Source organism: Halorhabdus sp. BNX81 (assembly GCF_029229925.1).
Classification (GTDB): Archaea; Halobacteriota; Halobacteria; order Halobacteriales; family Haloarculaceae; genus Halorhabdus.
This window is the reverse complement of sequence record NZ_CP107254.1, coordinates 696,294-719,985: the sequence shown is the minus strand read 5'-3', so window position 1 is coordinate 719,985 and position 23,692 is coordinate 696,294. Positions and strand designations below refer to the sequence as shown.

At 64.4% G+C, this 23,692-nt stretch carries 25 protein-coding genes; 15 read left to right on the top strand and 10 right to left on the bottom strand.

All coding sequences use genetic code 11. From position 1 onward, the window contains the following. Positions 1 to 372, bottom strand: a complete 372-nt coding sequence (locus HBNXHr_RS03465; protein WP_275883184.1) for a 30S ribosomal protein S8e — start codon at positions 370 to 372, stop codon at positions 1 to 3. A gap of 149 nt (positions 373 to 521) precedes the next feature. Continuing rightward, positions 522 to 722 (bottom strand): ferredoxin, encoded by a 201-nt coding sequence (locus tag HBNXHr_RS03460; RefSeq protein ID WP_275739515.1) that lies wholly within the window; start codon positions 720 to 722, stop codon positions 522 to 524. A 166-nt stretch (positions 723 to 888) separates the two neighbouring features. Here HBNXHr_RS03460 and HBNXHr_RS03455 point away from each other — a divergent pair, with 166 nt between their 5' ends. After that, positions 889 to 1,329 carry a DUF2240 family protein gene (locus HBNXHr_RS03455; RefSeq protein ID WP_275883183.1) on the top strand — a complete coding sequence of 147 codons (441 nt, stop codon included), beginning with the start codon at positions 889 to 891 and terminating at the stop codon, positions 1,327 to 1,329. Then, on the top strand, positions 1,329 to 1,694 hold the full coding sequence (locus tag HBNXHr_RS03450; protein ID WP_275883182.1) for a hypothetical protein: 366 nt from the start codon (positions 1,329 to 1,331) through the stop codon (positions 1,692 to 1,694). Before HBNXHr_RS03455 ends, HBNXHr_RS03450 begins: the two co-directional genes overlap by 1 nt. Positions 1,695 to 1,833: 139 nt before the next feature. Here the strand turns inward: HBNXHr_RS03450 and HBNXHr_RS03445 are convergent, their stop codons facing one another. Both HBNXHr_RS03445 and HBNXHr_RS03440 read right to left on the bottom strand, forming a co-directional pair. Then, positions 1,834 to 3,165 (bottom strand): hemolysin family protein, encoded by a 1,332-nt coding sequence (locus tag HBNXHr_RS03445; RefSeq protein ID WP_275883181.1) that lies wholly within the window; start codon positions 3,163 to 3,165, stop codon positions 1,834 to 1,836. A 109-nt stretch (positions 3,166 to 3,274) separates the two neighbouring features. Continuing rightward, positions 3,275 to 3,934, bottom strand: a complete 660-nt coding sequence (locus HBNXHr_RS03440) for an HAD family hydrolase (RefSeq protein WP_275883180.1) — start codon at positions 3,932 to 3,934, stop codon at positions 3,275 to 3,277. A gap of 142 nt (positions 3,935 to 4,076) precedes the next feature. Between HBNXHr_RS03440 and pyrF the strand changes: the two genes are divergently transcribed. Beyond that, positions 4,077 to 4,931 (top strand): orotidine-5'-phosphate decarboxylase, encoded by an 855-nt coding sequence (gene pyrF / locus HBNXHr_RS03435; RefSeq protein ID WP_275883179.1) that lies wholly within the window; start codon positions 4,077 to 4,079, stop codon positions 4,929 to 4,931. A 73-nt stretch (positions 4,932 to 5,004) separates the two neighbouring features. Then, positions 5,005 to 5,712 carry a sensor domain-containing protein gene (locus HBNXHr_RS03430; RefSeq protein ID WP_275883178.1) on the top strand — a complete coding sequence of 236 codons (708 nt, stop codon included), beginning with the start codon at positions 5,005 to 5,007 and terminating at the stop codon, positions 5,710 to 5,712. Here the strand turns inward: HBNXHr_RS03430 and HBNXHr_RS03425 are convergent. Beyond that, a complete protein-coding gene (locus HBNXHr_RS03425) occupies positions 5,703 to 5,900 on the bottom strand; it encodes a zinc finger HIT domain-containing protein (protein WP_275883177.1) in 198 nt (65 codons plus the stop codon). The two genes, HBNXHr_RS03430 and HBNXHr_RS03425, sit on opposite strands and share 10 nt — an antisense overlap. Before the next feature lie 120 nt (positions 5,901 to 6,020). On the opposite strand from HBNXHr_RS03425, the gene HBNXHr_RS03420 reads away from it, so the two are divergent. From HBNXHr_RS03420 to HBNXHr_RS03390, 7 genes are all read left to right on the top strand, one after another. Continuing rightward, the gene (locus tag HBNXHr_RS03420) at positions 6,021 to 6,566 is read left to right on the top strand and encodes a CDP-2,3-bis-(O-geranylgeranyl)-sn-glycerol synthase (protein ID WP_275883176.1); all 546 of its coding nucleotides are present in this window, start codon (positions 6,021 to 6,023) and stop codon (positions 6,564 to 6,566) included. Positions 6,567 to 6,650: 84 nt separating this feature from the next. Continuing rightward, complete coding sequence (gene hemC, locus HBNXHr_RS03415) at positions 6,651 to 7,772, top strand: hydroxymethylbilane synthase (protein ID WP_275883175.1); 1,122 nt, start codon at positions 6,651 to 6,653, stop codon at positions 7,770 to 7,772. Positions 7,773 to 7,811: 39 nt separating this feature from the next. Further along, the gene (locus HBNXHr_RS03410) at positions 7,812 to 8,546 is read left to right on the top strand and encodes a uroporphyrinogen-III synthase (RefSeq protein WP_275883174.1); all 735 of its coding nucleotides are present in this window, start codon (positions 7,812 to 7,814) and stop codon (positions 8,544 to 8,546) included. 476 nt (positions 8,547 to 9,022) lie between these two features. Further along, a complete protein-coding gene (locus HBNXHr_RS03405; protein WP_275883173.1) occupies positions 9,023 to 10,591 on the top strand; it encodes an ATP-binding protein in 1,569 nt (522 codons plus the stop codon). Positions 10,592 to 10,813: 222 nt separating this feature from the next. Continuing rightward, a complete protein-coding gene (locus HBNXHr_RS03400; protein WP_275883172.1) occupies positions 10,814 to 12,220 on the top strand; it encodes a DHH family phosphoesterase in 1,407 nt (468 codons plus the stop codon). 402 nt (positions 12,221 to 12,622) lie between these two features. Beyond that, positions 12,623 to 13,606 (top strand): cysteine synthase family protein, encoded by a 984-nt coding sequence (locus tag HBNXHr_RS03395; RefSeq protein ID WP_275883171.1) that lies wholly within the window; start codon positions 12,623 to 12,625, stop codon positions 13,604 to 13,606. After that, positions 13,603 to 14,781, top strand: a complete 1,179-nt coding sequence (locus HBNXHr_RS03390) for a cystathionine gamma-synthase (protein ID WP_275883170.1) — start codon at positions 13,603 to 13,605, stop codon at positions 14,779 to 14,781. The genes HBNXHr_RS03395 and HBNXHr_RS03390 overlap by 4 nt, the downstream gene beginning before the upstream one ends. A 33-nt stretch (positions 14,782 to 14,814) precedes the next feature. Here the strand turns inward: HBNXHr_RS03390 and HBNXHr_RS03385 are convergent, their stop codons facing one another. Next, positions 14,815 to 15,858, bottom strand: a complete 1,044-nt coding sequence (locus HBNXHr_RS03385) for a phytoene/squalene synthase family protein (RefSeq protein WP_275739493.1) — start codon at positions 15,856 to 15,858, stop codon at positions 14,815 to 14,817. Positions 15,859 to 15,964: 106 nt separating this feature from the next. Here HBNXHr_RS03385 and HBNXHr_RS03380 point away from each other — a divergent pair, with 106 nt between their 5' ends. From HBNXHr_RS03380 to HBNXHr_RS03365, 4 genes are all read left to right on the top strand, one after another. After that, positions 15,965 to 16,603, top strand: a complete 639-nt coding sequence (locus HBNXHr_RS03380) for a chemotaxis protein CheC (protein ID WP_275739491.1) — start codon at positions 15,965 to 15,967, stop codon at positions 16,601 to 16,603. A 90-nt stretch (positions 16,604 to 16,693) separates the two neighbouring features. After that, positions 16,694 to 17,143: a CopD family protein gene (locus tag HBNXHr_RS03375; protein WP_275883168.1), complete on the top strand. Its 450-nt coding sequence runs from the start codon at positions 16,694 to 16,696 to the stop codon at positions 17,141 to 17,143. Between the two features lie 88 nt (positions 17,144 to 17,231). Next, on the top strand, positions 17,232 to 17,615 hold the full coding sequence (locus tag HBNXHr_RS03370; protein WP_275739487.1) for a 30S ribosomal protein S6e: 384 nt from the start codon (positions 17,232 to 17,234) through the stop codon (positions 17,613 to 17,615). A gap of 143 nt (positions 17,616 to 17,758) precedes the next feature. Then, positions 17,759 to 18,634, top strand: a complete 876-nt coding sequence (locus HBNXHr_RS03365; protein WP_275739485.1) for a CheF family chemotaxis protein — start codon at positions 17,759 to 17,761, stop codon at positions 18,632 to 18,634. 27 nt (positions 18,635 to 18,661) lie between these two features. Here the strand turns inward: HBNXHr_RS03365 and HBNXHr_RS03360 are convergent, their stop codons facing one another. From HBNXHr_RS03360 to cheA, 4 genes are all read right to left on the bottom strand, one after another. Then, positions 18,662 to 19,525: a CheF family chemotaxis protein gene (locus tag HBNXHr_RS03360; protein ID WP_275739483.1), complete on the bottom strand. Its 864-nt coding sequence runs from the start codon at positions 19,523 to 19,525 to the stop codon at positions 18,662 to 18,664. Positions 19,526 to 19,595: 70 nt separating this feature from the next. Next, positions 19,596 to 20,822: a HEAT repeat domain-containing protein gene (locus HBNXHr_RS03355; protein ID WP_275739482.1), complete on the bottom strand. Its 1,227-nt coding sequence runs from the start codon at positions 20,820 to 20,822 to the stop codon at positions 19,596 to 19,598. A 1-nt stretch (position 20,823) separates the two neighbouring features. Continuing rightward, positions 20,824 to 21,639 carry a protein-glutamate O-methyltransferase CheR gene (locus tag HBNXHr_RS03350; RefSeq protein ID WP_275883167.1) on the bottom strand — a complete coding sequence of 272 codons (816 nt, stop codon included), beginning with the start codon at positions 21,637 to 21,639 and terminating at the stop codon, positions 20,824 to 20,826. Between the two features lie 41 nt (positions 21,640 to 21,680). Next, on the bottom strand, positions 21,681 to 23,687 hold the full coding sequence (gene cheA, locus HBNXHr_RS03345; protein WP_275883166.1) for a chemotaxis protein CheA: 2,007 nt from the start codon (positions 23,685 to 23,687) through the stop codon (positions 21,681 to 21,683). Positions 23,688 to 23,692: the final 5 nt, after the last annotated feature.

Below are 23,692 nucleotides of genomic sequence, written 5' to 3'. Positions count from 1 at the left end.
TTACTCGATTAGCTCAGCGTTGACCTGGCCGTCCTGACCGGGTCGGGAGGTGACGCGGGCCTCGCCCTCGCTGGTCGCGACGACCGCGCCCTTCGTGATGATGTTCCGCCGGATGTAGTTCGGGTTGGCGGGGTTCTCGACGACGTTTTCGATCTCGGCAGCGACAGTCCCGTCGTCGGTGGCGACGCTGGCGACGTCGGTTGCGACAGCACGGATCTTCTCGGTCCCGCCACGAGCGTCGACGAACTTGAGTTTCTGCTCGCCGACTTCCGTCTCGGTCGGTTCGTCGCCGAGTTCGTGGCGGCGCTTGTTCCGTGCGTGACGTCGTCGACCTCCAGTACGTTTTCGGGTCGAGCGGCCCTGGAATTTCATGTTTGAGAGAAGTATCAGCGCGCACTTGAACCTCTCGAATCGCAGTCGCCGGTTCGTCCGCGGAACGAACGAGCTGGGACGGCGGGGTCGGCGTGGACGGACAAACGTCTCATCGGTCGGCTTCGAAAAACGACGCGTTGCGGCGGGCGTTATTCCTCGACGGTGATCGCGTCGACGGGGCAGGCGTCCGCAGCCTCTCTGGCGGCGGCGACCATATCGCCGTCGACCTCTTCCTGTCCGTCGACGACGTACGCGAGCCCATCGTCACGCATTTCGAAGATTTCCGGTTCCATTGCCGCACAGATCTCGTCGCCGACACAAAGGTCCTGATCGACTTCCACTGTAGCCATTATTGTTGCCTCCGGTGGAATTTGCCGATTGAGACTCATAAAGCACACTGGTTTTCTCTGCGCTCTGGAATCCTCACGGAGAATCGTGGGGGTCCACGGCGGATCGCTCACCGGCGGCGCGGCGTGATCGCCAGCTTTAGGCGTCCCTGTGGACCACCTGCGAACGATGAGTCTCCGGACAGCCGTGGCCGCCCCGTTCGTCCAGGCCGGAAGCGACCAGCTTCCGCGGAGTGACTTCGTGGTCGACCTCAGCCTCGACCGTGACTGGTTCTCACCGGAGCAGGCAAAGCGGCTGATCGACATCGCCGAAGGCGAGGGGCTGGTGACGGCAACCGACGACAGCCTCGAACTCGCCTTCGATCCGACGTCGGTGACTGTTCCCGACGGCTACCAGCCTGACGAATCGATCCTCCGCGAGCGCTCGACGTTCGAGCGAGTCCTCGATACGGTCGTGGCCGAGGGGACGGACAAACAGCAAGCCGTCGCGGCGATCAACGGCCTCCAGTCCGATCTCGGCGTCACCCTGGAGACGGCAGCGATCCTCTACGCGCGCCGGCAGGGCATCGACGTCGACGAGGCGATCGATCGCACGCTGGAGGCCCTCTGATGGTCGACGATTGCGTCACCGACGGCGAGCGCATCGCGACGCTCCTGCGGGCGGAGATCGACGGCCGCGAGACGGCCGGGCTGGATCGGCTCTCTGTCGTGGCGGGCGAGGACCGAGAGCCGTCCGCTCCGGACGAGGGGGCGGCAGTCATCGATGCCGATGGTCGCGTCCTCGCCACGCTGGAGCCGATGTCGGACGGACTTCTCCTTCACGTCCGGGCCGGCAAATCGGCCGTACACGCTCACACGGACGATGAATTTTTGAGGGTGGACGTAACTGACGAGCAAGTGCAGGTCACCGTCCCGACAGCCGCCGCGGTCAAGCGAGCCGTCGATCTGCTCGTCAGCGTCGCCACTGAGAGGTGAGCCTGTCCAGCGTGTCATCGAATCGGTCACCGCCAGTCGGGCGAGACGCGAACCTTCGGCGGACTCACGGATCCGCATTCGTGCGCATCCGGTTCCGGTCGAAGGTGTTCGGACCTCCGGCCAGCCAGGGGACGTCCGATCAGTCCACTACTGAATCGCCCTCTTGACGTTCCTGGACCCGGATCGTCGAAATTCGGGACCCCTCGACGCTCGTCACCGTGACGACGTACCCGGCGACCGCAACGCGATCGCCACGTTCCGGCGCACGGTTGAGTTGCTCGAGTACCAGCCCACCGATCGTTTCGACCTCGTCACTCGTGAGCTCCCCCTCGATCATGTCGTTGATTTTCGACAACGGGACGCCCCCATCAATGTCGTATCCCCCATCATCACGCGGGCGAATCGAGGGTTCGCGCTCGTCCATATCAAACTCATCCCGGAGGTCCCCGACGAGCGCCTCGACGACGTCTTCAACCGTTGCGATCCCCTCAAACGCCCCCCACTCGTCGATAACTGCAACCATTTGCTGTTGGTCTTCCCTGAACTGTCTCAGGAGATCGCTGAGTGCCATCGTCTCGGGGGCGATCGCGATCTCGCGGGCGATGTCGCCGACTGACTTGGCGTCCCCACCCTCCACCTCCGCTCGTAACACGTCCTTGACGTCCACGAATCCGATCACTTGATCGCCGTCCTCGGCGGCAAGCACTGGATAGCGGGTGTGACCAGCCTCGAGGACGATCGACTGGAGGTCCGAGAGCGCGGCATCCGCCCGAACGCTCACCACGTCAGGCCGTGGAACCATGACCTCCCGCACCACGATGTCGTCGAGATCGAAGACCCGCTCGATCATCGTCACTTCTGCCAGGTCGATGTCCCCCACCTCACCCGATCGTGTGAGTACCCGGAGGAGCTCTCGCTCACCGAGAGTCTCGTCCGTCTCGGAAGCGGGCGGCACACCGAGCGACCGCGTGAACGCGTTAGCCGCCCCGTTAAAGACGACAATACCCGGATAGAGTATGAAATAAAAGAACTTCATCGGCGGGGCGAGAAACAGCGAGAGTCGTTCGGTTTGGGCGATTGCGATCGTCTTCGGCGCGAGTTCACCGAAGACGACGTGGAGGAACGTGATGATACTAAATCCGATTGCGAACGCCACGAGATGGATGAGACTCGCCGGCAGAACCGATTCCAGTATCGGCTCGATGAGCGCCGCCACGGCGGGTTCGCCGACCCACCCCAATCCGAGCGAGGCGATGGTGATGCCGAGTTGCGTCGTGGCGAGGTAGTTATCGAGATTCGTCATCACTTCTTGCAGCGTCGCCGAGCCGGGCCGCCCTTCCTCGGCGAGCTGGTCGACCGATGTCCCCCGAACCCGGACGAAGGCGAACTCCGCAGCGACGAAAAAGCCGTTTAATACCACCAGAATCAGCGCCAAGACGAGTTGTGCTGCCGAGAGCGCGACGTTTACCATCGGTGCCACCAGCAAGGACTACCGCTCGATTGTAACAAGCGCATATCTATGCCTCTCGTTCCATATACAAAAATCATCGAACGGATTCACGGGCCACGTCGCCGCCCGCTCACAGGCCGGCGAGAACGTCGAGCAAATCCGTCCGAAGCTTGTCCCGATCGACCGCGGCGTCGGCCCGCGGGTGCAACTCGGGACCACCGGGATAGAGTACCTGCACCGCGGCCAGGCCGGCGTCTTTGGCTCCCGCGACGTCGACCTCCGGCTTGTCGCCGACGTACACCGCCTCGGACGGGCGGACAGACATCTCCTCGAGGATCGCCTCGAACGCGATCGGATCGGGTTTGCGCGTCTTTAAGGCCCCGGTCACGACGCTGGCGTCGAGATAGTCATCCCACCCGAGCACGTCGAGTTTGCTCCGCTGGGCGCGAACCGGCCCGTCGGTCAACACGCCGACGCGGTAGCCAGCGCCGTTGGTGAGATGGGCGAGCAGGTCACTCGCGCCATCGACCGGAACGAGCGCGTCGTTGACCGCCTCGCGGTAGGTGTCGGCTACGGCGTCGGGATCGACCGTCTCGTCGTCGATGACGGCCTCGAAAATAGGGGCCCGCGTTTCGCTCGTGACTGCCTCGTGGTGGGTATCCTGATAGGTCGTGTACTCGATCGGGTCGCCGCCGGCGACGGCGGTCGCCTCCTCGATCAGCGTCCCCCGATCGCGCGTGGTCACGGCCAGCGTCTCATCTAGGTCGAAGACCACCGCGTTGACGGTCATCGAGAGAGGATACAGCGGAGGCACAATTGAGTGTTGTGTTCGACGCAACGTCTGGGTCGCGTTGACAGACCGAGCACGAGAGGAGCGAGGAAGTCGTCGCCCACATGGAAATACTTGAGTCGAGGGGGGCCGGAGGGTGAATATGACCTTCTTCGAGCGACTGGCCGGCCGGATCGACGCGGTCGACAGCGTCGTCTCGGTGGGCTTAGATCCCGATCCCGACCGTCTTCCAGAGCACCTCGCCGACCGGGAGTTGCCGCGGTGGGCGTTCAACCGCCGGATCATCGACGCGACCCACGAGCACGCCGCCGCCTACAAACCCAACGCCGCGTTCTACGAGGACCCCGACGGCTGGCGCGCGCTGGCCGAAACCATCGCCTACGCCCACGGCAAGGACGTGCCAGTCCTGCTCGATGCAAAGCGGGGCGACATCGGCAACACGGCCCGCCAGTACGCCGAAGTGCTCGACGGGGACGGTCTCGACGCCGACGCGATCACCGTCAACCCCTACATGGGCAGAGACTCCCTGGAGCCGTTTCTCAGCCGCGAGGAGACCGGCGTCTTCGTCCTCTGTCGGACCTCGAACCCGGGCGGGGCGGACCTCCAGGGCCTCGAACTCCAAGACGGTGAGGCGCTCTACGAACGCGTCGCGGCGCTCGCGGACCTGTGGAACCGCAACGACAACGTCGGCCTGGTCGTCGGTGCAACGGCCCCGGAGGAACTCGAATCCCTGCGCGAACAGGTTCCGGACCTCCCCTTCCTCGTGCCGGGCGTCGGCGCGCAGGGTGGGGACGCCGAGGCTGCCGTCGAGCACGGGCTGGCGGAGGTGCCAGGTGTCGACCCACAAGTCGGCCTCGTGAACTCCTCGCGGGGGATCATCTTCGCCGGCGAGGAGGCGGGCGGGCCGGGCGACGCCGATCCGGATGCCTACTACCGGGCAGCCGGCGAGTCGGCAAAGCGGCTCAAACGGAAACTGAACCGTCATCGAGACGGATAAAATCTTACGGCGAGTTGGTGACAGCGTAATCTGGGCCGCCTTTTCGTATCCCCGGGCAACAAAAGATCGATCCATGACGGCCACGTCTAACAGATCGCTGTCGCGTCGCATCCTTGGCGTCGTGGTGGCGAAGCGAACGTATCGCAACCTGGCGTACATGTTCCTGCGGTTCCCGCTGGGGATCGCGTACTTTACGCTGTTTCTCACTGGAATCACTCTGGGAATCGTCTTGATCCCGCTAGTGATCGGCGTCCCAATTCTAATCGGCGTCCTCGGAGCCGCCGACTATGCGGGTGTGATCGAAACACGGATCGCAAGAGGGCTGCTGAACGTCGACGCGACCTGGACACCCACCGACGCGGACGAGCTGTCGGTCCGCGACTATGCCAAGACGGTCGTAACCGACCGCCACAACTACGGGATGGTTGTCTATTTCCCGGCGCAGTTCATCGTCGGCACTGTCGCGTTCGTCGCGCTCACACTCGGGCTGGTGATCCCACTGACGCTACTGGTCGCGCCGCTGGTGTACTGGTTGCCCGGCGTTCGCTACGAGCTGTTGACCGGCGAGGGGTCGACCGTCGAACTGGGGGCGCTCTCAATCGATAGTTCAGCCGGAGCAGGCGGGTTCGGTCCCATCGTCATCGACACGCTCCCGGAAGCACTCGCCGCGTCGGTCGTCGGTGTGATCGTGTTGCTGGTGGCTCTCCATCTCGTCAACGCCGTCGCCCGGGTGATAGGGTGGCTCACGTGTACGATCTTCTCGTCGTCGAGTCAGAACTGATAGGTGTCGCCGGTGTCCGGCTGATCGTCCCCACTCGGTTGCCCGCCACCGCCCACTTCGCGGGCGCACTCGACGCAGAATCCGACCGACGCCTCGTAGTGGCGCTCACAGACGAGCGAGCCACATCTATCGCAAGTGTACCCGGCACCGGTGCGACCGCAGATGCCACAGAGACCGGAACTGCTCATATCCTCTCTTGGCCGGCCACGGACTTCAGAACTGGGGGCACATGCTTGCCGGATCAAACCGACCACGCCACGAGCGGAATCAGATGTCTTTAACTGACGGCCATCGTATCGCCGGGAAAGATGTCGTGGCTCTCGGTCGTCGTCATCGCGTTCTGGGCGATGTTGCCCGCATATCTCCCCAACAACGTCGCCGTGCTGGCCGGCGGCGGTCAGCCGATCGACGGCGGGCGAACCTATCGCGGTGCGCGCCTGCTCGGCGACGGCAAGACCTGGCGTGGCACGGTCGCCGGCACCGCAGCGGGGGCCGCCCTGGCGCTCGCACTCGACGCCGCGGCACCCGCCATTGGCGACGCGATCGGCGTCGCTCTGCCTGGATTCCCGATCCCGGCCGCCGTCGCGCTGGCACTGGGCGCGATGGTCGGTGACATCGCCGCCTCGTTCATCAAACGCCGCCTCGATCGCCAGCGCGGCGCGCCCGTCCCCGGCCTCGACCAACTCGATTTCGTACTCGGCGCGCTCGGCCTGGCCGCACTCGCCGCGCCAACCTGGTTCGGCGAGACGTTCACGCCGGCCGTGCTGGCAGTCGTCGTCATCCTGACTCCCATCCTGCACGTCACGACGAACGCGCTCGCGTACGTGTTGGGGCTGAAAGACGAGCCGTACTGATCGGCTGGCGGCACTTCGATCCGGGCCAGCTATCGCCAGCGTCGAGCGGTGAGGTTATCCCGCTCGACCGTGGACACACGGCTAATGAGCAGCCGTGCCACGACGTTCCGGTTGGCCACGCGCGGGTCGGATCTCGCGCTCCGGCAGACCGGGGCGATACGCGACGCCCTGGAGAGTCGCCGTCACGAGGTCGAACTCCTCGAAGTCGAGACGACGGGCGACGAGCTCCGTGACGAGCTCATCCATCGCCTCGGCAAGACCGGCGCGTTCGTCCACAGCCTCGACGAGCGCGTCCGGGCAGGCGAGGCCGACGCCGCCGTCCACTCGTTGAAGGACGTCCCGACGGAGGATCGCGAGGGGTTGACCGTCGCCGCGGTGCCCGAACGCGCGCCGGCGAACGACGTCCTGGTGACGCCCGATGGGACCGAACTCGCCGACCTTCCGGAGGGTGCGACGGTCGGGACGTCCAGTCTCCGCCGGCGCGCGCAGTTGCTCGCCGAACGCCCGGATCTCGACGTCCAGCCACTGCGCGGCAACGTCGATACGCGGGTGGAAAAGTTACTCGCACCCACCCTCAAGGCCGAGTATACGGCGCGACTGGATGCCCAAGAGAGAGAAGAAACCACCGAAAATGGCGACGAGGAAACCAAAGCGACGGGCCAGACGTTCGAGCAGTCGTTCGACAACTGGTTCAACGGCCTCGCCGAGATCGAACGCCGGGCCACGGCACGCGAAGTCGACACCGAATACGATGCGATCGTGCTCGCCGAAGCCGGGCTGGATCGGCTGGGACTGACCCATCACCTCGACTTCCAGGCACTCCCCGACGAGCAGTTCGTTCCATCTCCTGGCCAGGGGGTCGTCGCCGTCGTGGCCGAGGAAGGCGAAGCCGCCGAGACGATCCGCGATCTCATTGATGACGCTCGCACGCGCGTCGAGGCGACCGTCGAGCGCACGATCCTCGAAACGCTGGGTGGCGGCTGCGTGGCCCCGATCGGCGTCCGGGCGGTGTTCCAGGGTCGGGTCGTCACGACGACAGTCCGCGTGCTCGCGCCCGACGGAACCGAGGAGATCGCCGACCGACGCGCACTCCCGGTCGAAAACCACGTCGACGCCGCCCGCGAGCTGGGCGAGGACCTCGCCGACCGCGGTGCAGATGAGGTGATCGAACGCGCCAAGGAGATGGCGGAGGCCGACGACACATGAGGCCGGTCGCCGGCACTCACCGCACCGGGAGGGAGAGACATGACTGACAACCGGCCGACTGTCGCCGTCTTCCGCCCGGACGACGAGCGACTGGAGACGGCGGTCGAACTCCTCGAATCGCTCGACGTGAAGCCGATCGCCGACCCGATGCTCAGCGTCGAGCCGACCGGAGCTCAGCCCCGTACAGATGCGGCCGTCGTTATCTTCACGAGCAAAACCGGGGCCGAACTGGTGGCCGACGACTGGACGCCCGGCGACGCGACAGTGTGTGCGATCGGCGAGCCGACGGCCGAGGCACTCCGGGCGAACGGAATCGAGGTCGACGTCGTCCCCGAGACGTACTCCTCGTCCGGACTCGTCGATGCACTCGGGGAGCAAGTCGACGGGCTGGGAGTCGAGGTCGCCCGCAGCGACCACGGCAGCGACGTGTTGCTGGACGGGCTGGAGTCGGCCGGCGCGTACGTCCACGAGACGGTGCTCTATCGGCTCGTCCGACCCGAAGAAGCGGGAGAATCCGTACAGCTCGCTGTCGACGGAACCCTCGACGCAGCGCTTTTCACTTCCTCGTTGACGGTCGAGCACTTCCTGGCGATCGCGGGCGAGCGAGGCCAGCGGGAGGCGGTGATCGACGGAGTGGCCGACGCAGTCGTCGGGACGATCGGTGAGCCGACACGGGAGACCGCCAGCGAGCAGGGGATCGCGGTCGACGTCGTCCCCGAAACGGCCGAGTTCGAGGCACTGGCCACCGAAGCCGTCGACGAGCTCGATCGATAGCCGCCCTCCCTCACAACGAACGGGGTTGCTCGACGGTGTTCAGATAAGCACCGAGCAAAGAGTCTGTTTCTGCTGGCTTTCCAGCCGAATCCTGGCGGCCTGCGAAAATCGAAGATTTTCGGGCGACCAGAAGACTGCGTCTTCTGGTAAAATGAAAGGGCGAGCCACGCGTGGCGGCTGCGAGGCGGTTGCACCGCCTCGAATGGAGACGGCGACGCCGTCTCCCTGCCGCCACGGTTTGAGGAGGTCGGCAACGCCGACCTCCCCTTTCGGGAACCCCGACGAAGCAAGCACTGCAGAGCCTGAAAGGCTCGAAGCGCGCAGCGAGTCGCGGGACCGAAACTGGTGAGGGCTTTCAGGGCAGTCTCACTCTGGACAGATCCTTATCTGAACACTACCGGTTGCTCCACCCAAGGTATTTTGCCAGCAGCGACCGCCCTTGGAACACCGTGTCTTTGTTCGGACTGAGATCCGCCGTGAACCGTCGCCTCTCACCGGCTGGGTTGATCGTGGCGGTGATCGGGTTCGGCCTGACTCGCGTTACCGTGACGTTCACCGTCGGAGAGCAACCGTTGCGGTTTGCCTTTGCTGGCATCGTCCCACTGACGCTCGGCCTGACCCTATCGGCATTCGGGGTCGCGTTGACCGTCGGCTCGTTCGATCGACGCTACGTCCGAACCACAGCCCTCTGGACGGCGATCGGCGCGTCCGGAATGTTTCTGCTCGTCGTCCTGACGCTGATGGGATCGGGCGTCGACGAGATGGGGGAGCTCGGTGGCGTCCAATGGCAACCGGCCCTGTCGAACTTCCTGATTGGCGGGGCCATGGGTGGCGCACTGACGGGCGTCTATGCTGCCGAGAACCGACGCCAGCGCGAGGAACTCAAACAGCAGACCGACCGCCTGGAGATTCTCAACCGAAGTCTGCGCGATCGGGTTCTCAACGCCGTGCTGGTGATCGACGGTCAGATCGGTATTCTCAGCGAACGCGACGATCCGGAGCTGCAAGATCGCGTCGTCGAGACAGTACAGACCCAGTCGAACGGTATCCAGCGGACCGTCGAAGACGTCAAACACCTGGCTCGCACGACCGAAAGTGCCAGGCGCGGACTCGACGCGATGGACGTAACGACGACGGTCGATCGGGCTGTCGGCACTGTCTCCGAGGAAGTGGCGGAATGTTCCTACGAGGTCCAACGCCGGCCGAACGAATCGGTGACGGTCTGGGGCAACGAAATGCTCGTCCGCGCGATCGAGCACGTCCTCCGGCGGGGGGCCGACCGTGACAACGGCCCCACGCAGGTTTCGATCGCCATCGAGTACGACGATCGATTTGCCCATCTCCGGATCACGGACGACGGAGCGGCGTTGACCAACTCCCAGCGGGCAATCCTCGAAGAGGGGACCAGCGGCGACTACGACGACCCGGCAAGCGGATTCGGGCTCAACGTCGTCAGGCTTGTCCTCGATACGATCGGCGGCCACGCCGAAACGAGCGACGATGGCGAGACGACCACGATCGATCTGGCGATCCCGCTGGCATCAACCGGGACTCACCCCGGGCGATCGACTGTCCGGGCCGCCGATTCTTTCGGCGTTTCCCGTGTCGAAATGGGGATGGCTGTCGTGGCGTCGCTGGTCGCCGGCGTCACGATGGGCGTCGTCGGGCAGGCGACATCGGGTGTGGTACCGATCATCGGCTCGCTGTACGGGAGCGCCCAGCCACTCGTCGGCTGGATTACCCACGAGTTCCACAGCGTCGTCTTCGGGTTGATGTACGCTGGAATCCTCGCGTCCGTCCCCGACCCCTACGCCGAAGACGTCAGATGGTGTCTGGCAGTCGGGATGGGGTGGGCGATCGCCCTCTGGCTCGTCGCCGCAGGCGTCATTATGCCACTCTGGTTGCGCCTCGTCGGCGAGCCGGCGATGCTGCCGAGCCTGTCGCTTCCGTCGTTGCTCACCCACCTGATCTGGGGCGCGACGATGAGTGTGCTGTACATCGGGGGACGGACACTGATGGATCGAGAGACAGCAAGTTCGGACTGACCGCGTCGCTGTGGCCGTGCGGAGCTGACTTTTGACCCGTGGCATGAGCCAACCGAATCGCCGTCAAGCGCACCACGGTAATCGACCGGAAGCGCTCACGATCTGGTCGGCCGATTTCCGGGTTGACGAGCAGATACCGCGCCATCCACCATTGATATAGCGGCATGTGATTTATCCGTCCGATCCTGACGTTTTTATCGCTGTCCGAACCAAGAGGTAGCGATGGCACCCGTGCCGAAACTCGCCGATCGAGCCGCGGAGTGTGCCGATCGCCTTCGACGGGCCGAAGCAGTACTCCTGGCCTCTCACATCGACGCCGACGGGCTGACGAGTGCCGGGATCGCCACGACGGCCCTCGAACGGGCGGGCATCCCCACCACCACGGTTTTCAAAAACCAGCTCGACGACGAGGAAATCGCGTCGATCGCCGCACGAGACTTTCAGACGGTGCTTTTCACCGACTTCGGGAGCGGCCAACTCGACGTGATCGCGAACCACGAGCAGCACGGTGATTTCGAGCCGATCGTCGTCGACCATCACCAGCCGGCCGACGCCGAGACGCGCTATCACCTCAATCCCCTCCTCGAAGGGATCGACGGCGCATCCGAACTCTCGGGGGCTGGGGCAAGTTACCTCCTCGCACGCGCGTTGGAGGAAGACAATGACAATCGTGACCTCGCCGCGCTCGCGGTGGTCGGGGCCGTCGGCGACATGCAGGCCGTCGGGGGCGAGCTCGTCGGGGCCAACCGGGCGATCGTCGAGGACGGAATGGGGGCAGGCGTCCTCGAGGAGGCGACCGACATCGCGCTGTATGGCAAACAGACCCGACCGCTGCCGAAGCTGCTCGAATACGCCGATCAACCCCAGATTCCCGGGGTTTCGGGCGACGAAGCCGGCGCGATCGACTTCCTGGAATCGCTCGGGATCGATCTCGAAGTGGATGGCGAGTGGCGTCGATGGGTCGATCTCTCCGCGGAAGAGCGTCAGACGGTCGTCAGCGGGCTCGTACAGCGTGGTGTCGAGCGTGGCGTGCCGGCGGACCGGATCGACTCACTCGTCGGGACGAGTTATACGCTCTCAGAAGAGACGCAGGGCACGGAACTTCGGGACGCAAGCGAGTTCTCGACCCTTCTTAACGCGACCGCACGCTACGAACGCGCCGACGTGGGGCTGGCAGTCTGTCTCGGCGACCGCGAGGAAGCCCTCGAACGCGCCCGTCGATTGCTCGCGAATCACCGGCGGAACCTTTCGGAGGGCCTTGAGTACGTCCGCGAGAACGGCGTCGAATCGGGCGAGACAGTCCAGTGGTTCGACGCCGACGACGCTATCCGGGAGACGATCGTCGGGATCGTCGCCGGCATGGCACTCGGACTCCCCGGCGTCGACCGCGAACGGCCGATCGTCGCCTTCGCCCGGAAGTCCGAGGACGAGCGGAAGGTTTCGGCCCGGGGGACAGCTACGCTCGTTCGCCAGGGGCTGGACCTCTCGGATTCGATCCACACGGCGAGCGTCGCAGTGGGTGGGGACGGCGGGGGCCACGACATCGCCGCCGGCGCGACGATCCCGGCGGCCCGCCGAGAGGAGTTCATCGACCGGCTCGAGAGCGCTATCGCCGAGCAACTGGCCTGAAATCCGCGGATGACCGACGAATATCTCGCCAGTGAGCTGTCTGTCTGCCACCGCATAAATCATATTACGCTATAGCAAATACAGTGGGCCGGTCGAGAAGCGAGTTCGGCTCGTTCGAGTCAGGACGCGGACCTCTTCGGCGATCTCAAACAGAAAGCGGCATAAAGCGCCCACACATTTTCGTCAGTATGGGTCGAACCCATTCGATTCCGGGCGCCACCTCAAGCAGGCGGCGTGACTGGGATCAACCGATGGTGCCCCACCGACAGCCGCGGGCACGCCGACGGGCACGGGTTCACGATCAACGCTCCTTCTCACCGTCTCTTGGCTGTTGTCGCTGTTGTTGATACGCTGCGTGGCGGCTCGCATCGGTGACAGACGAATGCAACACAGCCCAGAGACATGACGACACATCACGAACCTGCGACATCCGTACTCGAAACGATCGACCGAACACCCCTTGTCGAACTCGACAGCGTCGACGGGGCGGAGATATACGCGAAGGTGGAGACGTTCAACCCGGGCGGCAGCGTCAAGGACCGGATCGGCAAGCACATCGTCGAACAATTGCTGGAGCGCGGGGCGGTCTCGCCAGGCGGGACGATCGTCGAGCCGACGGCCGGCAACACCGGCATCGGAATGGCGATCGCGGCCGGCCGACACGACCTTGACGCGATCTTCGTCGTTCCGGAGGGCTTCAGCCCGGAGAAGGAACGGTTGATGGCCGCCCTCGGCGGCGAGATCATCCACGTGCCGGGCGAGGGCGGGATGGACGGCGCGATCGAGCGCGCACACGAGATCGCCGAAGGCAGAGACGACGCTACCGTCCCCCAACAGTTTTCGACGCCGCTGAACGTCGAGGCCCACTACCGGACGACCGGGCCGGAGATCCTCGAGGCCCTCGACGGCGAGGTCGGGGCGATCGTCGTCGGCGTGGGCTCGGGTGGGACCCTGACGGGGATCGCCCGGGCCGTCCGGGAGGCGGTCCCGGACGTCCACGTCGTCGCCGTCGAACCGGCGGGGTCGACGTTCGGCACACTGGTCGGGAAGCCGCGCGAGGAGGAACCCTACAAGACGGAGGGGATCGGGACACACGACCCCGGAGTCACGGAGCTGCTGGAGTCCGACGAGATCGACGACTTCCTGACGGTCGGGGATCGGGAAGCCCACGCCGAAGTACAGCGCCTCGCCGCCGAGGAGGGCCACCTCGTGGGATCCAGTTCCGGGGCAGCAAGTGTGGCCGCCCGGCGGGTGGCCAGAGAGATTGCGGCGGGCGACCGGGACGCGCCCCATGACACCGTCGTGACGGTCTTCCCGGACGGGAGCGAGCGATATCTCTCGAAGAACATCTATGGGGCGTTCGACGAGTGGGAGGGAAAGGAATGATCGACGAGAGTGACAGCGAGCCGACGGTGTTCGAGACGCGGGCGATCCATGCCGGGTGGGAGCCCGACGCCGAAACGGGTGCGATCATGCCGCCGATCTACGCCTCATCGACGTTCGCCCAGGACGCCCCCGGCCAGGACCGCGGCTACGAGTACTCCCGGACGGGGAATCCGACCCGGACGGCCCTGGAGGACAACCTTGCCAGCCTCGAAGGCGGCTCTCATGGGCGGGCGTTCGCGAGCGGAATGGCCGCGATCAATACGGTCCTGAACCTGCTCGAAGCCGGCGACCACGTCGTCGTCGGCCAGGACGTCTACGGCGGGACCCACCGGCTGTTCACACAGGTCTACGAGGACTACGACCTCGAATTCTCATTCGTCGACGCGACCGACCCCGACGAGTTGGATGCGGCGATGCGACCCACGACCGAACTCGTCTGGATCGAGACGCCGACGAACCCGCTTCTACGAGTGCTGGATATCGAGGCCGTCGCACGCGTCACCCACGCGAACGACGCGCTGCTCGCGGTCGACAATACGTTCGCGACGCCGTATCTCCAGCGGCCGATCGAGCACGGCGGGGACATCGTGGCGCACTCGCTGACGAAATACCTCGGTGGTCACTCCGACGTCGTCGGCGGCGCACTGGTCACCGACGACGCCGAACTGGACGAGCGACTGGGCTTCTACCAGAACAGCGTCGGGGCGACGCCGGACCCCTTCGCGTGTTTCCTCGTCCTCCGCGGGATCAAAACCCTCCCCGTCCGGATGGACCGCCACTCCGAGACAGCCATGGGGCTGGCATCGTGGCTCGCCGAGCAACCGGCCGTCGAAACAGTCCACTATCCGGGCCTCGCCACACATCCCCACCACGACGTTGCCACGCGACAGATGGATGACTACGGTGGGATGGTGAGTTTCGACCTCGACGCGCCACTGCAAGCGGTCGAGACGTTCGTCTCGAACACGGACGTATGCACGCTGGCCGAGAGTCTGGGGGGTGTCGAGAGCTTGATCGAACACCCGGCGTCGATGACTCACGCCGCGGTCCCGGCGGCGGAACGACGCCGAAACGGCATCACTGACGGCCTCGTTCGACTCAGCGTCGGTCTCGAAGGGGTCGGGGACCTGCGAGCCGACCTGGAGCAAGCGCTTTCAGTTGCGATCGACGGATAGGACATACCGGAGCCAGTCGGCAAACGAGCGCAATCACTCGACGACGAGATGATATGGTTCCCGCGCGATCGAGGAACGGAGGTCACCGAGTTTTTCATGGTCGGTGTCGCTCGCAACGGCCATTACGGCGAATACCTCCTCGCGATCGACTTTGACGCCCGATTCGGTAAGCGCGTCGCCCGGTCGGTTTTCGAGTTCCCGGAGCGTCCCGACGCTCAGCAGGTACGGGACCGACCAGGCGGCGAGCGTATTACCGTGAGAAAGCGGCATCGTTTCGAGATAGGACTGGGCGTCATCCAGAAACGAGCGGGCGCGCGTGGCCGTGCGTTCGACCACCCGGGCAACCGAATCGCGGTTGCGCTCTGCAAGGACGTGTTCCTGGTCGACGCCCTCCGCGGCCAGCCACGTCGCCGGCAAGTAGACGTTGTTCTCCTCCTCGAAGTCCGCGTGGACGTCCTTGGCGACGTTGACGAGTTGGAGGAGCCGAGCGAACGATCCAGCAGTGTCGTACAGCGCTTCGGTCCGGTCAGGTGAGACCCCATCGCGTGTGAGAAGGTTTGTGATAAGGGTCCCGACAGTCCCGGCGGCGTAGTGACAGTACCGATCGAGTTCCGCGTAGTCCGAAAGTCGGAGCCCGCCGGTGTCGGCATGTCGAGAGAGAAAATCCGCCATTCCGTCGACCATCTCCCTGACGGGCGGGACGATCGCCGCCTGGACATCCATCGGTTGATCGGCGAACGTGGTCCACACCGTCGGTGCGCGCGCGACGACCGTCCAGTCCGCCGAGCGTTCCGGTTCCGGGAGCCACGGATCGACAGCGGCCCTGAAATCGACCATCGTTTCAGGGCTGTCGGGATCGAGCGCGGCATCGTACGTGGCGAGCAGCGACACCTGCTCATCAGGCGGGATATGGCCGGCATCTTCGACGGTATCGGCGACGCGACAGAGCAGATACCCGAGCCCGATCTGGGATGCCATCGGCTCGTCGAGTGCCTCGACGGTCAGCGCAAACGTACGAGAGACCCCCTGTACAGCCTCGTAACACCACTCAAGGTCAGGGGGTGGTCCGGAATCCATTGATATCAACGTGAGGAGATAGACCCCCCAGACAAAAAAATCCGAGCACCGAGTCCCGTCAGACACAATCACTAAGTGTCGGTTCGGTGTGGGTAGGACCGACCAGATGCCGCTGCTCATCGACATCAGGAAATTGCGGGTCATCAACCAGCTGATCAAGGCCGGCGCGGAGAACGCGGCCACCTCGCTCGGATCGCTGGCCGGCGTCGACTCGACGGTCGAGATCAAGAGTCTGGCGTTCGTCGAACCACCGGATATCGCCCGGGAGATCGGAACCGATCCGATCTACAGCGCCAGCATCCGTCTCAACGAGCCGCCGTACGGGGTCTTCTTGCTTACGTTTTACGAGGAGACAGGCCGTGAAATGGCCGAGTTACTCACCGGGACGACCGTCGACGAGGAGTTCAACCAGTTACAGGAGAGCGCACTCCAGGAAGTCTGTAACATCCTCACGTCGGGCTTCATCGACGGGATCGCCAACACGCTGGGGACGACCATCGACATGGGGACGCCGACGCTCCGGTTCACCGGGGGCGAAGAGATCGCCGAGGACGCCCTCTCTCACGTTCGGGTGGACTCGTTGTCGATCGTCCTCGACAGCCTCGTGGACGTGACCGACCGTGACGAGGCGTTCAAGATCAGGCTGTTTCTGATCCCCGATCCGGGGTCGTTCGTCAACCTGCTGGATCAACTCGAACTCGGGGAGATCGACGATTCCGACACCGAAGCCGATCCCGTATTTTGAGGGGGAACCTCAGTCCCGATCCCGTGTTTCGAGGAGCGTCGACGGTGTTGATTCCGTGTTTTGATGGGGGTCGGGGCCGTTGGCTTGCCCATGACACTCGCAGACGTGGCCGTAAGCAGCGTCCACCTGCTGTTCGCTGCGGTGTGGACGGGGAGCGTCGTCTTCATGACTATTGCCGTCCTGCCGGCGGCCAGGGAGGGGGCTCTCGATAGCGAACCGCTGTCGCGATTCACCACGCAGTTCAAGCGGATCGCGCGTGCGAGCGCGGTCGTGACGCTGTTGACCGGCGGTCACCAGGCGGCCAACGGATACATGGATTCCCTGTTCAGCACGACGCGGGGCCACCTCGTGGTCGGCATGGTCGTGCTGTGGCTCGCCCTCGCAGCCCTCTCGGAGATCGGTGCCGCGCGACTCGCCGACGGGACGGACGAACGGAAGGTCCGCACGCCCGCTGCCGACGCGCGTCCGTTCTTCCTCGCGGCGTCAGTCGTCGCCGTGGCGCTGTTCGTCGACGCCGGCGCGCTGGTCGCACCCTGGTGAGGCGCCCGGAGACGACATCGAGAGCCGTCCCGGCCGGCAACCGCCGCGTTCCGACGGGCTTTTTTAGCGCGGCCGGTTTGATTCGGGTATGGTTGAGTTCACTGTCGCCGTGGCCGATCCGGACACGGGCGAAACCTATCAGGTCGACATTGACGGACAGGACGCGAACCGCTTCGTGGGTCGAGAACTCGGCGACGAGGTCGAGGGAAGCGCGATCGGTCTCGACGGGTTCACCCTCGAGGTGACCGGCGGCTCCGACGACGCCGGCCGTCCGCTTCGGGAAGACGTGCTCGGGCCGAACCTCAAGTCCATCCTGCTCGAAGGTGGAACCGGTTTCAACCCCGAGCGCGACGGCGAACGCAAACGCGTTACCGTTCGCGGGCGGGAGATCAGCGACGCAGTCAGGCAGGTCAACGCGACGATCGTCGAGCACGGCGACGGGGACGTCAGCGAGTTGCTCACCGCGGAGTAACAGTCGGACCGACGGAATCGTCGGGAGACCAGTGTGCCGTCCGGACCACCGGACCGGCGACGCGTTGCATTCTCTCGATTGATATTCGCACGTAACGCTCAATAGTTGGCCAATCCTATCGAGGCGTAGATAGACGAGAATCCATGTCGGAATCAGTCATCGCGGATTTCGTCGCCTCGTTCAACTCCGAACGGTCAGCCCGGTCGGAGCCGGTAAAGGGGCGGGTGCTCCTCAGTCAGAAGCGGCTGGTGCTTGCGGCCGACGAGTCAAAGACGACGATCCCGCTGTCTTCGATCTTCGACGTGGCAGTGGGGCACGTCCCGCCCGATCTCGGTGACTTCTTCGACTCGACGGTGACGATCGCCTTCGAGAAGAGTGACAGCCGGTTCGTCGCCGTCGTCGAGGCGGACGACGAGACGATCGAGAAGTTCTCGACGGTGCTGTTCAAGGCGCTGCTGAATGGAACCGACTCGACGGTACAGCACCCGGCCGAGATCGGTGGGCGGGTAACCGATGCCGAGTACGTCCCCGCGAAACTGTTCTTGCAGCCGAAGGGCGTGCAGTTCAAGCGCCAAAACGACTCCTTCACCGTGACACTCGCACAAGTCACAAAGTTCGAGCGCTCGACCAGAGAGATCGCCGGCTCCGAACGTGCCGTCCTGGCCGTCCGGCACATGCCCGACGGAGAGGCGATTACGACCGTCGCGGCGATGCCCTCCGCCCGGATGCTCAGCCTCCTCGGACGTTACCTCCGACTGGAGTACTCCGATCTGATGGGCGAACTCAAGGATATCGAGCTCTCGGACCCCGAGATCGAACTCCTGGTCGCCGTCTACTCGACGGGCGACATGGAGGGGATTCCGCTGGCGAACGTCCTCGACCGTGAGGCCAGCGAGGTGACGATGCTGGTAACTGACCTTGAGGAAAAACAACTCCTCACGACCGGCGACGCGGGACCGGCGCTGACGTCGAAAGGGCGGGTCGTCGTCAACCGCCATCTCGAAGACGTCAACGAGTAACGGGCTGGTTTGACCGGGCTACCGGCGTCACTGATCGGCGATGACGTCGCTGGCGATCGAGCGACCGCGGGGTTTGAGTCCGACTTCCCGGCGGGTGCGTGTTTTCTTGACGACGCCGTGCTCGGCCAGTTGCTCGAAAATGGCCTCGACGTCCTCGACATCGAGACCCACGAAGTCGGGAATCTCGAAGGGGGAAACGCCCGAGTAAAGCGCCATCAACACTTCCCGTTCGTCGTCGGTGAGTTCGATGTCCGAGTCGACGTGTTGATCGCCCGAGCGAAGGAGCGACGCGAGGATGGAACAGTCGCTCGGGGATCCCGAGAGGTAGGTCTTGACGCTCGTCCCGTCGATGGCGTGTTCGACTTCGAGGACGTTTCGCTGTTTTTCGAGGACGGTCCGCTCGGTCTCCTCGATCGTCCCGACGTCATCGAGGTCGATCTCGACGAACTGGCCGCTGGAGATCGCGAGTTCGACCGAGGCCTCGGAGACTTTGATGCGGGCTTTCTCCCAGGACGTGTCCTGGACGACGCCGCCCTTGACGGCGGGGTGTTTCGCGAGGACGACCTGTTGATCCAGGCGGGCGCTGTAGATCGCGGAAGCGAAGGACTCCTCGTCGGCGGGCGAGAGCAAGAAGACGTCACCGCCAGTCTGGACCGAGACGTAGCCCGAGACGTTGGCGATGGCCTTGTTGACGTTCTGTCGGGTTTTGACGCTCCGGATCTCCGCGATCGGGATCGTCTTTTTGCCGTCGTTGCTCGCCAGGACAAGCCGCTTGTTCGACAGCAAAATCCGGCCAGGGATCCACTCGACGTCGTTGAGTTTCCGGCCATTCTCGACTACCTGGACGAACTTTCCCCGACTGTCGGCGAGTTTGCGTTCGCCTTCACTCATCGGTGTCGACAACCCGTGTCGGGTGGTTGGGTGCCGGCCATATTAACGTCTCGGCCGTCTTGACAGGCGATCACAGTCGGCCTCCGAGCTTCGAGATGGCCGAGAACGCCCGTTTGCGGATCTCCTCCTCGTCGGTCTCGTCGAGCAGCGTGTCGAGCGTCTCGCGCGTCCGGTCTCCACCGATCTTGCCGAGTGCGAAGATCGCTTGCGTCCGAGCCTGAGTGGGTCGATCAGTATCAGTGACGACGTCGAGGAGTCGGTCTTCGACGCTGTCGTCGTCAAGTTCAGTCAGACTCGTCGCCGCGAACTGGGAAGTCATCTGATCGTCGTCATCGAGTGCCGTCACGATCGCGTCAAGCACTCTCTCGTCGGGTTCGGTCACGACACGACCAAGCAGCCACGCCGTGTTCCGGCGCTGGGCGTCCTGGGTCCCTTCCTCTAAGATTTCGACCAGCGGAGCTACCACGCTCGCGTCGTCAGTCTCGCTCAGCCGGTCGACGATCGTCTCGCGGATCTCGTGGCTCTTTTGGGTCGGGACGTTCGCGAGGAGTTGAATGATCGAATAGACGGCCGTCCGCCGGACGACCGCCGCATCGTCGCCGAGCGCCCCGACCAGCGCGTCGACCGGGGTGGCGTTTTCGAAATTCCCGAAGGCGTTGACCGCGATCCGTCGGACACGCTCGGAGGGGTCGTCATAGAGGTCCAGCAGGGCCCCCAGCGCCTGGCGGTTGCCGATCTGGCCGAGCGCCTCGGCAGCTTCCCGCCGGACCACCACGGCGTCGTCCGTCAGGAGTGATTCCAGCGGGTCAGTGGCCCGGGGGTCGCCGATCGATCCGCACGCTCTGGCGGCCCGTGCACGGACCCGGGGGTCGGGGTCGGTAAACCGTCCGACCAGCGGTTCGATCGCGTCGCTGTCACCGAACTGCCCGAGCCCGTTTGCGGCTGCCATCCGGAGTTCGGGCACCTCGGCGTCGAGGGCCTTGATGAAGGCCTTCGCACGAACCCAGTCTGCCCCTTCATCGTCGAAGTCGACGCCGGCCATCGACTCGATGAGTGCCTCGATGGCGTCCTGGCCGAGTTCGTCCAGCGAGTCCACGGCTGCTGCCGTCACCGCGCTCGAATCGTCGGATTCGGCAGCCTGGACGAGCGCGCTCACGACGTCACGCCGGTCCATGTGGTCGTCGAACTCCCCAAGCATCGACGCCGTACGCGTCCGAACGTCCTCGTTGTCGCTCTCCCGGAGGAGCCTGATGAGCTCCTGGACGTCGCCTTCGCGCTGGAGTTCGAACAGTGACATGCTACGTCCTGGTGTAAATCCGGCGCTGTTTGTCGACCGATTCGAACGTCTCACGACACTGGGCCGGGATCGTCTCGGTCATCCCGATCATGAGATACCCGCCACTCCGGAGAGACTCGCTGATCGTCTCGAAAATCGGTCGCTTGTACGACGAGTCGATGTAGATGAGGAAGTTCCGACACAGCATGAGGTCGAACTCGCCCTGCGGGTCCCCGCGGATGAGATCGTGTTGCTCGAAGGAGACCATCTCCCGGATCGACTCACGGACGGTGAACGTATCGCCGTCGCGATCGATGTACGTCGAGGCGTTCGATAGCGGTTCGAGTTCGGACTCGATATCGGTCGTCTGTGACGCCTCGTAGACGCCAGCACGCGCTTCCGTCAGGATGTCCGGGTTGATGTCCGTCGCCAGGATGTCGAGTCGTCGCTCGTCGATGCGGTCGTCGTCGCTCGCCAGCATCGCCAGCGAGTACGGCTCCCGACCGTCGGCACACGGGGCGCTCCAGACCCGGACCGTCCGGTGGGTGTCAGTCAGTTCCCGGAGGACCGGGCGGAGTTGCTCCCAGGCCTCGGGGTTCCGGAAAAAGCCGGTGACGTTGATCGACAGCGAATCCAGCAACGCGTCGGCTTCCTCGCCGTCGCGTTTCAACAACCGCTCGTAGGCACGATAGTCCTCGCTGTCAGTCCGGCGGATCCGGGCCGTGATACGTCGATCGAGGTACGCGTCGTTGTAAAAGTCCGACTCGAAGTCGAGCTCGGAACCGATATACTCGAGCAGCGAGGTGAACCCACGCTGTGATCCTGATCGGCGGCTCATCGTCCTCTCGGTTGGGGTTGGGTATCACTAAGCATGTGCGATCACAGCGTCACGACGTCGAGGATGTGGACGATGTTTCCGTCGCCGATCACGGCAGTCCCGGAGAGACCGGGCGTCCCCGAAAGCAGGCCCTCCAGTGGCTTGACGACGACTTCCTCCTGGCTGTTGACCTCGTCACAGTGGAGGGCGACTTTGCGTTCGGACTCCCGGACGCGGATCAACATGCCGTCACCGTTTTTCGTCTCGCCCGGGACGTCGAAGGCCTCGTCGAGGTGGATGACCGGGTAGATCTCGTCGTTGTGTTTGATGACCTCGTCGCCGTTGATCTCGCGGGCTTCGGTCGCGGCAGTGATCTCGTCGACGTTCTTGATCGGGATGCCGTACTGCTCGTCGCCGACCTGGATGAACAGGACCTTCACGATCGCCATCGTCACCGGGAGGCGAAGCGAGACCGTCGTCCCCTCGCCGGATTCGCTCTCGACGTTGACCGAGCCATCGAGTTGGGAAACCGTCTCGTGGACGACGTCCATGCCGACGCCACGGCCGCTCGTGTCCGTGACCTCTTCGGCGGTCGAGAACCCGGGATGAAAGGTGAGATCGTAGATCGCCGAGTCGTCCATCCGGTCGAGTTCCTCCGCCGAGCGGATGCCCTTCTCGAGTGCCTGCTCGCGGATCGCCTCGACGTCTAAGCCCGCCCCGTCGTCCTCGACCGTGATAACGACGTGATCACGTTCGCGGGACGCCCGTAATGTAATCGAGCCCTCGCGAGGCTTGCCCTTGCGTTCGCGCTCTTCGGGCGGTTCGATCCCGTGATCGACGGCGTTCCGGAGGATGTGCATCAGCGGATCGGAGATCTCGGTCAGGATCGTCCGGTCGAGTTCGATGTCCTCGCCCTCGATCGAGAAGTCGATCTCCTTGCCGAGGTCCCGCGAGAGATCCCGCACCAGGCGGGGGAACTTCCCGACGACCTTCCGCAGCGGGATCAACCGCATGTCCATGACGGTGTTCTGGAGGCTCGCCGTGATCTTGTCGAGTTCGTTGAGCGTCTCGCCGGTCGAATCGACGTTGTTCTGTTCGGCCGCCCGGCGAAGTTTGATCCGGCTAGTCACAAGCTGCTCGACCAGCCCGTGGAGATCGTCGAGTTGATCGACATCGACGCGGACGGACTTGATCTCGTCGACGGACGTGTCGGCTGCGCTCGAATTTGCCGATCCGGTGTCGGCTGACTCATTGGTCGAATCCGCCGTGTCCGCTTCCCTGACGGCCTGCGTGACGTCCTGCACCGTCGACGATTCGACGGGGCCGATATCGGCAAGCGCCGAGCCGACGGTCGATTCGTCGGCGGCGACGAACACCGAGAAGGTCTCCTCGAAGTCGCCGTTCTCGATATCGTCGGCACTTGGATCGGTCGCGACGACCTCGAGTGCGTCCTCGATGGCATCCAACGCAAGCATCGCGTCGACACCTTGCATGTTGCCGTCGCCGATGTCGACCGCGGCGAGCGTGACGGGCCCGTCCGAAGGAACGGACACGTCAACGCGATCGAGGATCGGTTCGACGTCGATCGAGTGGTCCGATACAGCCGGTCCACTGGCCGAATCGTCTGCCCCGGTGGCACCGTCCGAGCCGGACGCCGCCCCGTCGCCGGCCGTCGCACCGGCAGCGTCAGCGCCGTCTTCGATGACCGCTCGGATGTCCTCGACCCGGTCGGCTGTATCGGCGGACGATTCGCCGTGTTCTTCGATCTCGGTAACGATGGCTTCGATCTCGTCGACGCCCGCGAACACCAGATCCATGATCTCCGGTGTGACGTCCATTTCACCCTGACGCATGGCGTCCAGCAGGTCCTCGATGGCGTGAGCCAGGTTACTTGCGTCGTCGAACCCCATCGCGCCGAAGTTCCCCTTCAGCGTGTGGGCGGTCCGGAAGATCGAATCCATCGCCGCCTGGTTGCTGGGATCCGATTCGAGTTCGAGCAACGAGTTGTTCAACTCCGTGATTGCCTCCTCGCTCTCGCGGATGAAGGCGTCGAGATATTGTTCGTCCATATGCG

What these genes read in the sequence shown, in the direction of transcription:
- HBNXHr_RS03465 (WP_275883184.1), bottom strand. Translation starts at nt 372, where the DNA reads ATGAAATTCCAGGGCCGCTCGACCCGAAAACGTACTGGAGGTCGACGA.
- HBNXHr_RS03460 (WP_275739515.1), bottom strand. Translation starts at nt 722, where the DNA reads ATGGCTACAGTGGAAGTCGATCAGGACCTTTGTGTCGGCGACGAGATC.
- HBNXHr_RS03455 (WP_275883183.1), top strand. Translation starts at nt 889, where the DNA reads ATGAGTCTCCGGACAGCCGTGGCCGCCCCGTTCGTCCAGGCCGGAAGC.
- HBNXHr_RS03450 (WP_275883182.1), top strand. Translation starts at nt 1,329, where the DNA reads ATGGTCGACGATTGCGTCACCGACGGCGAGCGCATCGCGACGCTCCTG.
- HBNXHr_RS03445 (WP_275883181.1), bottom strand. Translation starts at nt 3,165, where the DNA reads ATGGTAAACGTCGCGCTCTCGGCAGCACAACTCGTCTTGGCGCTGATT.
- HBNXHr_RS03440 (WP_275883180.1), bottom strand. Translation starts at nt 3,934, where the DNA reads ATGACCGTCAACGCGGTGGTCTTCGACCTAGATGAGACGCTGGCCGTG.
- pyrF (WP_275883179.1), top strand. Translation starts at nt 4,077, where the DNA reads ATGACCTTCTTCGAGCGACTGGCCGGCCGGATCGACGCGGTCGACAGC.
- HBNXHr_RS03430 (WP_275883178.1), top strand. Translation starts at nt 5,005, where the DNA reads ATGACGGCCACGTCTAACAGATCGCTGTCGCGTCGCATCCTTGGCGTC.
- HBNXHr_RS03425 (WP_275883177.1), bottom strand. Translation starts at nt 5,900, where the DNA reads ATGAGCAGTTCCGGTCTCTGTGGCATCTGCGGTCGCACCGGTGCCGGG.
- HBNXHr_RS03420 (WP_275883176.1), top strand. Translation starts at nt 6,021, where the DNA reads ATGTCGTGGCTCTCGGTCGTCGTCATCGCGTTCTGGGCGATGTTGCCC.
- hemC (WP_275883175.1), top strand. Translation starts at nt 6,651, where the DNA reads ATGAGCAGCCGTGCCACGACGTTCCGGTTGGCCACGCGCGGGTCGGAT.
- HBNXHr_RS03410 (WP_275883174.1), top strand. Translation starts at nt 7,812, where the DNA reads ATGACTGACAACCGGCCGACTGTCGCCGTCTTCCGCCCGGACGACGAG.
- HBNXHr_RS03400 (WP_275883172.1), top strand. Translation starts at nt 10,814, where the DNA reads ATGGCACCCGTGCCGAAACTCGCCGATCGAGCCGCGGAGTGTGCCGAT.
- HBNXHr_RS03395 (WP_275883171.1), top strand. Translation starts at nt 12,623, where the DNA reads ATGACGACACATCACGAACCTGCGACATCCGTACTCGAAACGATCGAC.
- HBNXHr_RS03390 (WP_275883170.1), top strand. Translation starts at nt 13,603, where the DNA reads ATGATCGACGAGAGTGACAGCGAGCCGACGGTGTTCGAGACGCGGGCG.
- HBNXHr_RS03385 (WP_275739493.1), bottom strand. Translation starts at nt 15,858, where the DNA reads ATGGATTCCGGACCACCCCCTGACCTTGAGTGGTGTTACGAGGCTGTA.
- HBNXHr_RS03380 (WP_275739491.1), top strand. Translation starts at nt 15,965, where the DNA reads ATGCCGCTGCTCATCGACATCAGGAAATTGCGGGTCATCAACCAGCTG.
- HBNXHr_RS03375 (WP_275883168.1), top strand. Translation starts at nt 16,694, where the DNA reads ATGACACTCGCAGACGTGGCCGTAAGCAGCGTCCACCTGCTGTTCGCT.
- HBNXHr_RS03370 (WP_275739487.1), top strand. Translation starts at nt 17,232, where the DNA reads ATGGTTGAGTTCACTGTCGCCGTGGCCGATCCGGACACGGGCGAAACC.
- HBNXHr_RS03365 (WP_275739485.1), top strand. Translation starts at nt 17,759, where the DNA reads ATGTCGGAATCAGTCATCGCGGATTTCGTCGCCTCGTTCAACTCCGAA.
- HBNXHr_RS03360 (WP_275739483.1), bottom strand. Translation starts at nt 19,525, where the DNA reads ATGAGTGAAGGCGAACGCAAACTCGCCGACAGTCGGGGAAAGTTCGTC.
- HBNXHr_RS03355 (WP_275739482.1), bottom strand. Translation starts at nt 20,822, where the DNA reads ATGTCACTGTTCGAACTCCAGCGCGAAGGCGACGTCCAGGAGCTCATC.
- HBNXHr_RS03350 (WP_275883167.1), bottom strand. Translation starts at nt 21,639, where the DNA reads ATGAGCCGCCGATCAGGATCACAGCGTGGGTTCACCTCGCTGCTCGAG.
- cheA (WP_275883166.1), bottom strand. Translation starts at nt 23,687, where the DNA reads ATGGACGAACAATATCTCGACGCCTTCATCCGCGAGAGCGAGGAGGCA.